Origin of the sequence: Pantoea sp. UBA5923 (assembly GCF_002431095.1) — a bacterium.
GTDB classification, from domain to species: Bacteria; Pseudomonadota; Gammaproteobacteria; order Enterobacterales; family Enterobacteriaceae; genus Pantoea; species Pantoea piersonii.
The window spans coordinates 68,078-81,646 of sequence record NZ_DJDN01000004.1; the positions used below are offsets into that span (position 1 = coordinate 68,078).

General features: G+C 57.2%; 12 protein-coding genes and 1 pseudogene. 3 read left to right on the top strand and 10 right to left on the bottom strand.

The features are described 5' to 3' along the window. Positions 1 to 59 precede the first annotated feature (59 nt). Positions 60 to 1,466 (bottom strand): replicative DNA helicase, encoded by a 1,407-nt coding sequence (gene dnaB, locus B3797_RS00435; RefSeq protein WP_311790065.1) that lies wholly within the window; start codon positions 1,464 to 1,466, stop codon positions 60 to 62. A 95-nt stretch (positions 1,467 to 1,561) separates the two neighbouring features. Here dnaB and B3797_RS00440 point away from each other — a divergent pair, with 95 nt between their 5' ends. Continuing rightward, positions 1,562 to 2,545 carry a quinone oxidoreductase gene (locus B3797_RS00440; protein ID WP_311783331.1) on the top strand — a complete coding sequence of 328 codons (984 nt, stop codon included), beginning with the start codon at positions 1,562 to 1,564 and terminating at the stop codon, positions 2,543 to 2,545. A gap of 190 nt (positions 2,546 to 2,735) precedes the next feature. Here the strand turns inward: B3797_RS00440 and pspG are convergent, their stop codons facing one another. The 3 genes from pspG to B3797_RS00455 form a co-directional block, all read right to left on the bottom strand. Further along, positions 2,736 to 3,002, bottom strand: coding sequence for an envelope stress response protein PspG (gene pspG / locus B3797_RS00445; RefSeq protein ID WP_311783332.1), 267 nt, complete (start codon positions 3,000 to 3,002; stop codon positions 2,736 to 2,738). A 176-nt stretch (positions 3,003 to 3,178) separates the two neighbouring features. Continuing rightward, positions 3,179 to 4,174 carry a tRNA dihydrouridine(20/20a) synthase DusA gene (gene dusA, locus B3797_RS00450; protein ID WP_311790066.1) on the bottom strand — a complete coding sequence of 332 codons (996 nt, stop codon included), beginning with the start codon at positions 4,172 to 4,174 and terminating at the stop codon, positions 3,179 to 3,181. A gap of 110 nt (positions 4,175 to 4,284) precedes the next feature. Further along, on the bottom strand, positions 4,285 to 5,535 hold the full coding sequence (locus B3797_RS00455; RefSeq protein ID WP_311790067.1) for a conjugal transfer protein TraF: 1,251 nt from the start codon (positions 5,533 to 5,535) through the stop codon (positions 4,285 to 4,287). A gap of 445 nt (positions 5,536 to 5,980) precedes the next feature. Here B3797_RS00455 and zur point away from each other — a divergent pair, with 445 nt between their 5' ends. Then, positions 5,981 to 6,502, top strand: a complete 522-nt coding sequence (gene zur, locus B3797_RS00460; protein ID WP_311790068.1) for a zinc uptake transcriptional repressor Zur — start codon at positions 5,981 to 5,983, stop codon at positions 6,500 to 6,502. A gap of 47 nt (positions 6,503 to 6,549) precedes the next feature. Here zur and B3797_RS00465 read toward each other — a convergent pair whose 3' ends face one another. From B3797_RS00465 to B3797_RS00480, 4 genes and pseudogenes are all read right to left on the bottom strand, one after another. After that, on the bottom strand, positions 6,550 to 6,762 hold the full coding sequence (locus tag B3797_RS00465; protein WP_033749146.1) for a CsbD family protein: 213 nt from the start codon (positions 6,760 to 6,762) through the stop codon (positions 6,550 to 6,552). Positions 6,763 to 6,942: 180 nt separating this feature from the next. After that, a pseudogene (dinF, locus tag B3797_RS00470) lies at positions 6,943 to 8,242 on the bottom strand (MATE family efflux transporter DinF). Positions 8,243 to 8,364: 122 nt separating this feature from the next. Continuing rightward, positions 8,365 to 8,979, bottom strand: a complete 615-nt coding sequence (gene lexA / locus B3797_RS00475) for a transcriptional repressor LexA (protein ID WP_033749144.1) — start codon at positions 8,977 to 8,979, stop codon at positions 8,365 to 8,367. Positions 8,980 to 9,085: 106 nt separating this feature from the next. Then, the gene (locus B3797_RS00480) at positions 9,086 to 9,454 is read right to left on the bottom strand and encodes a diacylglycerol kinase (RefSeq protein ID WP_311790069.1); all 369 of its coding nucleotides are present in this window, start codon (positions 9,452 to 9,454) and stop codon (positions 9,086 to 9,088) included. Between the two features lie 127 nt (positions 9,455 to 9,581). Between B3797_RS00480 and plsB the strand changes: the two genes are divergently transcribed. Beyond that, positions 9,582 to 12,005, top strand: a complete 2,424-nt coding sequence (plsB, locus tag B3797_RS00485) for a glycerol-3-phosphate 1-O-acyltransferase PlsB (protein WP_311790077.1) — start codon at positions 9,582 to 9,584, stop codon at positions 12,003 to 12,005. A 135-nt stretch (positions 12,006 to 12,140) separates the two neighbouring features. Here the strand turns inward: plsB and ubiA are convergent, their stop codons facing one another. Together ubiA and ubiC are read right to left on the bottom strand one after the other, a co-directional pair. Next, positions 12,141 to 13,007, bottom strand: coding sequence for a 4-hydroxybenzoate octaprenyltransferase (ubiA, locus tag B3797_RS00490; RefSeq protein WP_311790070.1), 867 nt, complete (start codon positions 13,005 to 13,007; stop codon positions 12,141 to 12,143). Between the two features lie 30 nt (positions 13,008 to 13,037). Then, entirely contained in the window at positions 13,038 to 13,550 is a 513-nt protein-coding gene (ubiC, locus tag B3797_RS00495; protein WP_311790071.1) for a chorismate lyase, read from the bottom strand. Positions 13,551 to 13,569: the final 19 nt, after the last annotated feature.

Consider the following 13,569-nt stretch of genomic DNA (forward strand, 5'->3'; position numbering starts at 1 on the left):
ACACTATTTTCTGATGATGCGAGGCGGCATGCACAGATTGTGCATGCCGAAAAGTATGGCTATTCGTCGTCGTAAGCCGGGCCGGCATAGTTGTCGAAGCGCGACCACTGGCCGTTAAAGGTCAGGCGAACCGTACCGATGGGACCGTTACGCTGCTTACCCAGAATGATTTCGGCGATGCCTTTAAGATCGCTGTTTTCATGGTAAACCTCGTCGCGGTAGATAAACATAATCAGATCGGCGTCCTGCTCGATAGAGCCTGATTCACGCAGGTCGGAGTTAACCGGACGCTTATCGGCGCGCTGCTCCAGCGAGCGGTTCAGCTGCGACAGCGCCACGACCGGCACATTCAGCTCTTTCGCCAGCGCTTTGAGCGAGCGGGAGATTTCGGCGATCTCCAGCGTGCGGTTATCGGAGAGCGACGGCACGCGCATCAGCTGCAGGTAGTCGATCATAATCATGCTCAGCCCGCCGTTCTCGCGGAAAACGCGTCGCGCGCGCGAACGCACTTCAGTCGGCGTCAGGCCGGAAGAGTCGTCGATATACATATTCTTCTTCTCCAGCAGGATACCCATAGTGCCGGAGATACGCGCCCAGTCTTCATCGTCAAGCTGGCCGGTACGGATGCGCGTCTGATCTACGCGCGACAGTGACGCCAGCATACGCATCATGATCTGCTCGCTGGGCATCTCCAGGCTGAAGATCAGCACCGGCTTGTCGTGCAGCATCGCGGCGTTTTCGCACAGGTTCATGGCGAAAGTGGTTTTACCCATCGACGGACGCGCCGCGACGATAATCAGATCTGACGGCTGCAGGCCGGCGGTCTTTTTATTCAGGTCCTGATAGCCGGTATCAACGCCGGTTACGCCGTCGTGCGGCGTCGAGACAAGGGATTCAATGCGCGAAACCGTGGCTTCCAGCACTTCCTGAATATTTTTCGGCCCTTCATCTTTACTGGCGCGCGACTCGGCGATTTTAAAGACGTTGGATTCAGCAAAGTCGAGCAGTTCGTCGCTGTTGCGTCCCTGAGGATCGTAACCGGCGTCGGCGATCTGATTCGCTACCGAGATCATCTCGCGCACTACCGCGCGTTCGCGCACGATGTCCGCATAAGCGCCGATGTTTGCCGCGCTGGGGGTGTTTTTCGCCAGCTCCGCCAGGTAGGCGAATCCGCCCGCCATCTCAAGCTCGCCGCGCATTTCCAGCGACTCCGACAGCGTAATCAGGTCGATGGGCTGGCCCGCTTCCAGCAGACGCTGCATCTCGGAAAAAATCAGACGATGCGAACGGTTAAAAAAATCTTCCGCCACGACGCGCTCGGAGACGTTATCCCAGCGTTCGTTATCCAGCATCAACCCACCCAGCACCGACTGCTCCGCTTCAATCGAATGCGGCGGCATTTTGATACCTTCCAGCTGCCGGTCGGGCGTGTCGTTCGATTTGTTGGTGGGTTTATTTCCTGCCATAGTGAATGCAATACCGATCTTCTGAGGGGACGCGCCAGTATACCTTATGGCGACGCGCCTCTCACGCCTCATATTGAACAATCACAGGAGTAAAAATGGCAAAGCGTATTCAGTTTACCGCGCAGGGCGGGCCTGAGGTATTGCAATGGGTGGACGTCGATCCTGCCGATCCTGCTGAACACGAAGTGCAGGTGGAGAATCGCGCCATCGGCATTAACTTTATTGATACTTACGTGCGCAGCGGACTTTATCCGGTTCCTGCTCTGCCTTCGGGTCTCGGCACCGAAGCGGCGGGCGTGGTAAAGCGCGTCGGCAGCGCGGTAACGCGCTTTAAGCCGGGCGACCGCGTGGTCTATTGCCAGGCGGCGCTGGGCGCCTACAGCGAACTGCACAACGTAGCGGAAGATCGCCTGATGCCGTTGCCGGACGCCATTAGCTTTGAGCAGGCCGCCGCCAGCTTCCTGAAGGGCCTGACCGTACACTACCTGCTGCGCCAGACCTATCAGGTGAAGCCGGACGAAACCTTTCTGTTTCACGCGGCGGCGGGCGGCGTCGGCCTGATCGCCTGCCAGTGGGCGAAAGCGCTCGGCGCGCACCTGATCGGCACCGTCGGATCGGCGGAAAAGGCCAGGCTGGCGAAAGAGGCAGGCGCATGGGCGACCATCAATTACCGTGAAGAGAACATCGCCGAACGCGTTAGCCAACTGACTAACGGCAAAAAAGTGGCGGTGGTGTATGACTCAGTGGGTAAAGATACCTGGGAAGCGTCGCTGGATTCGCTGCGTCGTCAGGGGCTTATGGTGAGTTTTGGTAATGCTTCCGGCCCGGTCACCGGAGTGAATCTGAGCATCCTTAATCAGAAAGGCTCGCTGTTTGTGACGCGCCCATCGCTTTACGGCTACATCACCAACCGCGAAGAGCTGGAGCACGCCAGCAACGATCTCTTCTCGCTGCTGGCCAGCGGCGCAATCAAGGTTGAGGTGCCGGAACAGCAGAAATTCCCGCTGAAAGAGGCGGAGCGGGCGCATCGCTCGCTGGAAAACCGCAGCACGCAAGGCTCCAGCCTGCTGATCCCCTGATCCCAGAATGCAAACGGGGCTTCCCGAAGGAAGCCCCTTTTCTTTTTTATCGTTCGCGCTGGTGTAGGGACAGCGGCGATGAATTCATGTCGACTCAACGGCGATCATCCTGGCAGAAAACATAAGTAAAAAATATGTTTAATTGCAAAACAGGCATAAGCAATCTTTCAGTCTGTGATCGCACCCGCAATTAATAGCCGCGACGGCGCTCTAACCTGCTGATTTTTCGACGTAGCCTGCGGCGTGCACGTTCGCGTCCATCACCAGAAAAGGCGCGATAAACCCAGGCGGCAACCAGCGCCAGCACCAGCCACGGCAACAATTTGATTACAAGCGCAAACAGCCCGCCGACAAACATAACCACCGTGGCCACCACCAGCGCCGCCAGCACGCCGAGCAGCGAGACGCCCGTCACCAGCAGCATCAGAAAAAAGCCCAGCACGAATAAAATTTCCACTCTGTTACTCCTCTTGATAGTTCTTCCCTTTTAATTCAAGAAGCGTGCCAGAACATAAATCATTGATTTATATATAAATAAACCTGCGATAAAGCACTGACCATAGCGAAATTCGCTAATTTATGGCGTAAAAAAAACCAGCACTCAGGCTGGTCTTTTTATGTAGTGAAAAGCCGTCACGCTTCCTGTGGGATCTTATCCGCCACTAGCGCCAGCGCCGCTTCCAGCACGCGTACGTCTGCGCCCGGCTTATGTGCATTCTCGCTCAGATGGCGACGCCACTGACGCGCGCCCGGAATGCCCTGGAATAAACCCAGCATATGACGCGTGACATGGCCCAGATACGTGCCCTTCGCCAGCTCCGCCTCGATATAAGGATACATGCTGCGCACCACCGCCACCGGATCGGGAGCCGGCGCGTCGCGGCCAAACAGCTCGCGGTCGACCTGCGCCAGCAGGCCAGGATTCTGGTAGGCCTCACGCCCCATCATCACGCCGTCGAGATATTGCAGATGGGTTTTCGCCTCTTCCAGCGACTTTACGCCGCCGTTAATGGCGATAGTCAGCTGCGGAAAATCACGCTTCAGCTGGTAGACGCGCGGATAGTCGAGCGGCGGGATCTCGCGGTTCTCTTTAGGGCTCAGGCCGGAGAGCCAGGCTTTACGCGCATGGATAATAAAGGTGTCGCAGCCGCCGCGCTGTGCCACGGTGCCGACAAAGTCAGTCAGAAACGCGTAGCTGTCCTGCTCGTCAATGCCGATACGGGTCTTTACCGTCACCGGAATCGAAACGACCTGACGCATAGCGTCGATACACTCGGCCACCAGCGAGGCTTCCGCCATCAGACAGGCGCCGAACCGACCGTTTTGTACCCGATCGGATGGGCAGCCGACGTTGAGGTTTACCTCATCGTAGCCGCGCTCCTCCGCCAGTTTCGCACACTGCGCCAGCGCCGCCGGGTCGCTGCCGCCGAGCTGCAGCGCAACCGGATGCTCCGCCTCGCTGTAGGCCAGATAGTCGCCCTTGCCGTGAATAATGGCGCCGGTCGTCACCATTTCGGTGTACAGCAGCGCATCGCCGGTCAGCTGGCGATGAAAATACCGACAGTGTCGGTCGGTCCAGTCGAGCATTGGCGCGATGGAAAAACGTTGCGGGGAGAAAGAGTTGCTCATGAAGCGCAGAAAATCCGTTAAGGGTGATGATAATCTGCGCAAGGATAACACATTTACAGGATACCGGGCGACTCTGCATCGCCCGGTTTACAGAGGGCTGGAAACGCTGATCAGAAGTTAAAGCCGAGCTGCATCATTGCGCCCCAGGTGTTGTTATCACCCACCGAGCCAGCCAGATCCAGATGGACCTTGTTGTTAAACGGCGCCAGGCCAAAACCTGCGGTAAAGACGTTTTCATCGTTAGATTTCATATCCGCGCGGTAACCGGCGCGCAGCGCCAGCCAGTCCAGCACGCGATATTCGCCGCCGATCCCGGCGTACTGGCTGCTCTCTTCCGATTTAAAACGCTTCGTTTCGGTCAGATCTACATCCAGCGCAGCGGTAAAGGGACCGCCGGTCCACGACAGGCCAGAGGTCACCAGCGGACGGATCTGGTAGGTATCGCGATAGCCGTTGGTCTCTTTGGTCTTCAGATCGCGCGATACCAGGTTCTGCCCGGTGACGCCCAGCGTCCAGTTGTCACCCAGCGGCGTCGCTAAACCGGCATCGACGTTGAAGCCGGTATTATCGTTGCGGTAGCGGCTGCCGTTGAGGTCGTTTTTATCGTAGTTATAGATGCTGGCGGTGTAGTTATAGAGCCAGGTTTTCTGGATTTTCGGCGTAACGCCTACCGAAACCGGATGGCCCGCCACGTTGAATTCATGCGCCACGGAGATGCCGTAATCGGTTACCAGCGCAGCCAGCCCGTTTGCGCTGGAGCGTAAGTTATTCTGGTCGCCCGGTGCGGGGGTCACAGTGCCGTTCGCCACACCGTCAAGATAGGCGATGTCGCTCTGCGCCACATTAGCGCGCAGATGTACCGTACCGTAGGCCTTGGTGATAAAGGCGAATGGCAGGGTTTCATTGGGTACGGTTACTGCCAGCGCGACGCCCGCTGTGGCGTTAGCCTTATTGCCGCGCAGATCGCGCAGCTGATTCGCTACGTCTTTCGACGCCGTCTTCAGCTGCGGGTAGCCGTTAAAATAATCGCGTAAGGTCAGGCCATTAATCACATCACGATAGCGATCAACGGTATCGCTGATGTCATCGACTTTATCGACCATCTTGTCTTTATCAGTAATCTGCAAGCCCGCAGACGGGAAAATAATGCCGACATTATCGTCCGGCTGCGCGCGCGTCATCAGCGCCGGGTTCGCCAGTACGGCTGAGCTCCACGTAGAGGAAGCGACGCCTGTACCGCCCATCGCATCGTTACGCGCGTCATACCAGGTACCCGCGGCCATTGCGGAAGATGAGATAAAAAGCGCATTTAAAACAACAGGATATAAAAGCGCGGAGCGCCGGGTGGTTTTGTTCGCCATTTGTCTGCCATCACCTTGATCAGGAAAACATTCATCATCGGAATTTGTCGTTAGCGCTATTGTGAACGGCGGCTAACGGTTCATTGCTGTGAATTCAGTCGAAACAGCACTGTTATTCGCCGGATTGGATGTTTTAGCTACAAATCGGCGCTTTTATTATTTAGCGGGGTAATTTAAAAGCGTATTAAGACCAGCAGTTTCTTAAGGCCTCATGAACATTAGTGCTTAACCTGGTGAGTTGTAAAGCGAATCGTTAATTTTGTTGCTTTATATCTCAGTAAGGCTGGCACTGCTAAGCCGTTTTGCGGTATAGCCGGTCGCAGAGCACCCGTTTAATTTGTTGATATTTATAGCAAGCTACGCGCAGAACAGAGATCAACCGCAACTCCAGCGCAAGCGATTTTAGTGTGATAAAATAACATCTCGTTTTTAGCGGAGAAGCACCATGTCGACAATGACGCCCGAGCAAATCATGACCCAGGCTGAGAAACTCTGCCTGCAACGCGGGGTGCGCCTGACCGCGCAGCGCGCCGAAGTGTTACGTCTGATGGCTGCGCAGCATGGATCGATTAGCGCTTATGACCTGCTGGACCAGTTACGCGCCAGCGAGCCGCAGGCGAAACCGCCGACGGTCTATCGCGCGCTCGATTTTTTGCTGGAACAGGGCTTTATTCACCGCGTAGAGTCAAACAACAGCTATGTGATTTGTCATCATTTTGAAGCGCCCGCGCATACCTCGGTGATGCTGGTATGCGATCGCTGCGCGGCGGTAACGGAGAAACAGGCGCAGGGCGTAGAGAAGGTTATTGACGGTCTGGCTGGTGAAGCGCGCTTTGTCCTGCGACATAGCGTGATTGAGGCGCATGGACTTTGTGTGGACTGTGCAGAGGTAGAAGCCTGCATGGAGCACGATAGCTGCGATCATGACCATGAAACAGAAGGAAAAAAACGCGGGAAAAGAGGGTAACCGGCACCTCCCTGTGCCGGGCGTTCAGACAAAAGCTGAACGGGGGATTACCAGCGGTAATCTTTGTTCTGGGTTTCCCAGTCTGAGACTTCTTTCTCTGCCTCATCCTTAGCGTAACCGTAGCGTTCCTGAATTTTGCCGACAAGCTGATCGCGTTTACCTTCGATAACCTGCATATCATCGTCGGTCAGCTTGCCCCATTTTTCTTTGAATTTGCCTTTGAACTGCTTCCAGTTACCACTCGCTTCGTCTTTATTCATTTCAGACCTCCACGTCATCCTTAGTTTTACATACCACCATGTAATGGCAGTACGACAATACAAAGCGCTGCTGTGTCGCGCTGTTGTAAGATAATTATAGTAGACGAATCGGCAGCTACGGGATAATTACAGAATAATCTGTTTAGCGAAGCGTAGATTAGCTGCGAGCTCAGAGACTAATTAGCAGTTAAACCAGTGGTTTAGACGCCATTCACGCCGCCAGATCAGCCACAGCGAAACGCCGCGCAGCGCGAGAAAGACCGTCACCGCCAGCCATAAACCATGGTTGCCCAGCCAGGGCAAGGTCAGCAGCGTCACGAAATAGCCGAGCGCGGCAACCGCCATGCTGTTGCGCATTTCACGCCCGCGCGTTGCGCCGATAAACAGACCGTCCAGCAGATAGCACCACACCCCCGCCAGCGGCAGGATGATTTGCCAGAAAAGATAGCGATCCACCTGCTGCCGCAGCGAGTCCAGCGAGGTGAGCGCCGCCACGATAGCTTCGCCGCTCGCCGCGTAAATCAGCGCGAACGCCAGCGCCACCATTCCCGCCTGACGACAGGCGGCGTGCCATACAGCCAGCAGCCTGTTGCCGTCGCGCGCGCCGTAGGCTTCGCCAGAGACAGCTTCCACCGCGTAGGCGAAACCGTCGAGCGCATAGGCTGTAAAGGTGATAAACATCAGCAGAACGGCGTTAGCGGCGACGATCTCCGGCCCCAGACGCGCGCCAATCAGGGTGAGCGAAGCAAAGCAGAGCTGTAGCAGCAGCGAGCGCAGCATGATGTCGCGATTGAGGCGCAGCAGACGGCTAATATCGCCGCGCCAGCTCTGTTTCAGCATCGCCATAGAGATGCCGCGTATTTTCAGTACGCGCCACACCATCGCCAGCCCTACCGCCAGCGTGACATATTCCGCCACCGCCGTTGCGGTCGCCGCGCCCGCGACGCCCCACTTCAGCCCCGGCACCAGCCAGAGATCGAGCAGGATATTTACCGCGTTGCCCACCACCAGCAGCACGACCGGCGCGCGGGCATACTGCACGCCCAGCAGCCAGCCGAGGATCACCATGTTCGCCAGCGTCGCCGGCGCGCTAAGCCAGCGGATATGAATAAAGAGCGCAGCCTGCTCCAGCACCTGTGGATTGCCGCCCGCCAGCCGACTCGCCAGCGAACTTAACGGATCGCGCAGCAGCACAAACAGCCCGCCAGCAATCAGCGCCATCAGCAGCGGCTGCGTCAACGCGCGCGCCATAGGCCTGAGCGGTAAAGCCCGTGGTGCTCATGCGAAGAAACAGGAAAAGCATAAAGACGAAGCTGGTGGCGGTGGTGCCAATCGCCACGCCGCCAAGGTAAACCGGGCTGTTGAGATGGCCGATAACGGCGGTATCCACCAGGCCGAGCAGCGGAACGGTAATGTTAGAAAGGATCATCGGCAGCGCCAGCCGCCAGAGGTGTCGGTCGTCTGTAGAGAAGAGACGCATCAGCCGGTCCATGCCTGAAAACGTAAAACAGAAAGGAGCGGCGTTAACCGCACTGAGAGCGCTTTAACAGCTTATCGTACAGACGCCTGACGGAAGCGATGCAGGCGTCTGAAGGCAACCGGTCAGAGCCACTCGCCGTTGCGCACCACGCCCACCGCCAGACCTTCAACGGTCAGCGACTGCGTGCGGGTATCGACGATAATCGGCTCGAAATCGTTGTTTTCCGGCAGCAGATGCACCACGGTGCCCTGCTTCTTCCAGCGCTTTACCGTGACCTCGTCATCGATGCGCGCCACTACGACCTGGCCGTTACGCACATCCTGCGTTTTATGCACCGCCAGCAGATCGCCATCCATAATGCCGATATCTTTCATCGACATACCCGCGACGCGCAGCAGGAAATCAGCAGAAGGCTTAAACAGGTCAGGATCGACTTTGTAATGCGTTTCAATATGTTCCTGCGCCAGCAGCGGTTCACCAGCGGCGACGCGGCCGATCAACGGCAGCCCGTTGGACTCTTCCTCTTCCATCAGCAGGCGAATGCCGCGTGATGCGCCGGAGACAATCTCGATGACGCCTTTACGCGCCAGCGCTTTCAGATGCTCTTCGGCGGCGTTGGGGGAACGGAACCCCAGCTGCGAGGCGATTTCCGCACGCGTTGGCGGCATGCCCGTCTGGTTAATATGGTCGCGAATCAGGTCATAAACCTGTTGCTGCCTGGTGGTTAATGCTTTCATCCCGCCCCCTGGTTGTTTATACAGTCGCTGTGAGTATATACAGGTATTGGCGAAATGAAAACCAAAACCCAGGGAAATAACAGCCATTTGGGCAATTGTGGAAAGCCTACCGCAAATGGGACCAAAGCAGCGCGATCCAGACAAACAGCGCCAGTATGATAGCCAGCAAGACGGCGGCTGAGCCCATGTCTTTCGCCCGTCCGGCCAGCGGATGACGCTCCTGGCCAATACGGTCAACTACCGCTTCAATCGCGCTGTTAAGGATCTCGACGATTATCACCAGCACCACCGATCCGATCATCAGGATGCGCGCGACGGTATCGACATCCAGCCAGCAGGCGATGATGACGGCGATGATAGCGGCCGAGGCTTCCTGACGAAACGCGGCCTCATGCTGCCAGGCGGCGCGCAGACCTTGCCATGAGTAGCCTGCCGCTTTCACAATCCTGAGCAAACCGGTGGTATTACTTGCCATTGCGAGGGAACCCTTTTAGTTGTTTGACGTCAATGTCTGGGCCAGGTGCGTTTGGCACCACACAGATCTTCGCAGCACTTTCTGATATGCTTGCGGCGCTTTGCTAACAAGAGGCTTCATGTTGTCTATGTCAGGTTGGCGTAAACTCTATTATAAATTGTTGAATTTACCACTTTCCGTTCTGGTAAAAACTAAGGCTATTCCGGCCGATCCCGTTTCCGAACATGGACTCGATCCGACGCGGCCGATTATGTACGTGCTGCCATACGATTCCAAGGCGGATTTGCTGACGCTGCGTCAGCAGTGTCTGAAGCATAATTTGCCCGATCCGCTGGTGCCGCTGGAAATTGACGGCACGCTGCTGCCGCGCCATGTGTTTATTCACAATGGCCCGCGCGTGTTCCCCGCTTTCGGGCCGAACACGGAATCGGTGAAAATCTTCCACGAGTATCTCGATCTGCACCGCAACAATCCACATCTGGATATCCAGATGCTGCCGGTTTCGGTGATGTTTGGCCGCGCGCCTGGTCGTGAAGTTCAGGGCGATGATACGCCGCACCTGCGCGAGCTTAACGGCGTAGAGAAGTTTTTCGCTATCGTCTGGCACGGCCGCGACAGCTTTGTCCGCTTCTCCCCGACCGTTTCGCTGCGCTGGATGGCGACGCAACACGGCACCGATAAATCTATTGCGCAGAAACTGGCGCGCGTGGCGCGCATTCACTTTGCGCGTCAGCGGTTAGCGGCGGTCGGCCCGCGTCTGCCGGCGCGACAGGATCTCTTCAACAAGCTGCTGCAGTCCAAAGCGATTGAAAAAGCGGTGGAAGAAGAAGCGCGCAGTAAAAAGCTCTCTCATGAGAAGGCGCAGCAGAACGCTGTCGAGATGATGGAAGAGATCGCCGCGGACTTCTCCTATGAGGCGATCCGCGTGACCGATCGCGTGATGGGCTGGCTCTGGAGCCGTCTCTATCAGGGCATCAACGTCAATGGCGGCGAGCGCGTGCGCCAGCTGGCGGAAGATGGCCATGAGATTGTCTATGTGCCCTGCCATCGCAGCCACATGGATTATCTGCTGCTCTCCTATGTGCTTTATCATCAGGGCCTGGTGCCGCCGCATATCGCCGCAGGCATCAACCTTAACTTCTGGCCCGCCGGGCCGATTTTCCGCCGCCTGGGCGCATTCTTTATTCGTCGCACCTTTAAAGGCAACAAACTCTACGCCACCGTGTTCCGCGAATATCTCGGCGAGCTGTTTAGCCGCGGCTATTCGGTCGAGTATTTCGTTGAGGGTGGGCGCTCACGTACCGGTCGTCTGCTCGACCCCAAAACCGGCACGCTGGCGATGACGCTGCAGGCGATGCTGCGCGGCGGCAAACGTCCGATTACGCTGGTGCCAATCTATATCGGCTATGAGCACGTTATGGAAGTGGGCACTTACGCCAAAGAGCTACGCGGCGCGGCGAAAGAGAAAGAAGGCTTTATGCAGATGGTGCGCGGCCTGCGTAAGCTGCGCAATCTGGGTCAGGGCTACGTTAACTTCGGCGAACCGCTGCCGCTGGTGAACTACCTGAACAAGCAGGTGCCGGAGTGGCGCGACGCTATCGACCCGATTGAACCGCAGCGCCCCAGCTGGCTGACGCCGACGGTGAACGATATCGCGGCGCGCCTGATGGTGCGCATCAACGAAGCGGGCGCCGCCAACGCCATGAACCTGTGCGTTACCGCGCTGCTCGCCTCACGCCAGCGTTCGCTGACGCGCGAGCAGCTGATTGAGCAGCTTGAGTGCTACATCGAGCTGCTGCGTAACGTGCCCTATTCTCCGGAATCGACGGTGCCGCCGCTTTCAGCGGAAGAGCTGCTGAACCATGCCATGAGCATGAATAAGTTCGAAACCGAACAGGATAATATCGGCGACATCATCATCCTGCCGCGCGAGCAGGCGGTGCTGATGACCTATTACCGCAACAATATTCACCATATGCTGGTGATGCCGTCGCTGATTGCCGCCATTATTCAGCAGCATCCAAACCTGAGCGAAGCAGAACTGCTGCGTCAGGTTCGTCTGATCTACCCGATGCTGAAAAGCGAACTGTTCCTGCGCTGGGAGATCGACGCGCTGCCGGCGCTGCTGAGCGCGCTGTGTCAGGAGCTGGCGCGTCAGGGCCTGATTACCATGCAGGATGGACAGCTGCGCCACACCGCGGCGCGCTACCGCACGCTACAGCTGCTGGCTGCAGGCATCCGCGAGACGCTGCAGCGTTACGCCATTACTTTCTCTATCCTCAGCGCGAAGCCGACCATTAACCGCGGCACGCTGGAGAAAGAGAGCCGTATGCTGGCACAGCGTCTTTCGGTGCTACACGGCATTAACGCGCCGGAGTTTTTCGATAAGGCGGTATTTACTACGCTGGTGCTGACGCTGCGTGACGAGGGCTATATCAGCGATACCGGCGATGCCGACGTCGAGCGCACTCAGGCCGCCTGGCATATTCTGGCCGACCTGGTGACCAGCGATGTGCGGTTAACTATCGAAAGCGCGGTCGCGCATGAGTAAATAGCCACAGGCAGATAAAGCAAAGGGCGACAGAGATGTCGCCCTTTTTTTCAGGCAGCTGATGAGTCCAGTCGGCGGGAGAGAGGGCACCTTGCCAGCAAACTCGAAGGGCGACAAATTGTCGCCCTTTTGCTTTTAAAACAGCTGGCTGAACGGCGGCGTATTCAGCACCACGCCGATAAAGATCACCAGCCCGACATAGTTATTGTTGAGAAATCCTTGAAAACAGGCGTCGCGCTCACGATGAACAATAAGCTTTTGCTGGTAAACAAACAGTACGGCAGCGCCCAGCAGCGACCAGTAAAACAGCGCGTTAAGCTGCATCAGCGAACCGACCAGCGCCAGCAAACCCAGGGTTGCGAGTTGCAGCAGACCGATAATCAGCTTGTCATAACGACCAAACAGAATCGCCGTCGATTTGACGCCAATTTTAATATCGTCGTCGCGATCCACCATCGCGTATTGCGTATCATAAGCGACAGTCCAGCAGATATTGGCCAGAAACACCAGCCAGCACTCTAGTGGTAAGGACTTACTAACTGCTGCCCAGGCCATAGGAATCGCCCAGCCGAACGCCGCGCCTAACACCACCTGCGGCAGATGGGTATAGCGCTTCATAAAGGGATAAGACCACGCCAGCGCCAGACCGCCCAGCGAAAGCAGGATGGTCATCAGGTTCATGGTGAGAACCAGCGCGAACGCCAGCAACCCCAGCAGCACAAACAGGATTTTCGCCTCTTTCTCACTCACCGCGCCGCTGGGCAGCGGACGACCGGCGGTACGCTTCACGAAACCGTCTACCTTGCGATCGGCAAAGTCATTGATGACGCAGCCCGCCGCGCGCATCACAAAAACGCCGAGCACAAACACCACCAGTACCCGGAACGGTGGAACGCCCATATCCGACAGCCACAGCGCCCATAGCGTCGGCCACAGCAGCAGCAGCGTGCCGATCGGTTTATCAATACGCATCAGGCGGCTATAGGCCTGAAACTTGCTCATCTCTACGCTCTTTTGCACGTTAAATCTTCCTCAGGCCAGGTCGCGATAGAGCGGCGAGGCAGGTAAAAACAGTTCCGTCAGCAGCAGCGGCTTGCCCGACAGCCGCAGCCGCGAGCGCCGTCCCCAGAGCGCGCCGATGCTGCCGGGTTCGATAAAGTCGCGGCTTAAGGTCGAAGAAGAGAAGAGATAGCGGCCAAGGGGGCGCGTTCCCAGCTGTTGAAGCATCTGCTCCGGGCCGTTGAGCGTGCTCTCCGGCACCAGCGTGCGGCCAATCAGCCAGGGCTCGCCGTCACCGCACAGCACGATCTCGCGCAGCCAGAAGCGCGTATCGCCCGGCAGAAGCGCCCTTTCATCGGTAAGCTCATCGGCGTTAATAAAGCCTTCGCGCATCGGCCGCACCGTCACTTCCTGACAGTGCTGCTCGAAACGGCGCGTCATGGAGTCCTCTTCCATCAGCCAGTCCAGCAGCGGCGCGGTCAGCGTCGGATGCGTGGATGGCAGCCAGTTGAGCGCGCGTAATAAGCTGAGCGCCTCTTGCGACATATCACCACTCCCGTCAATT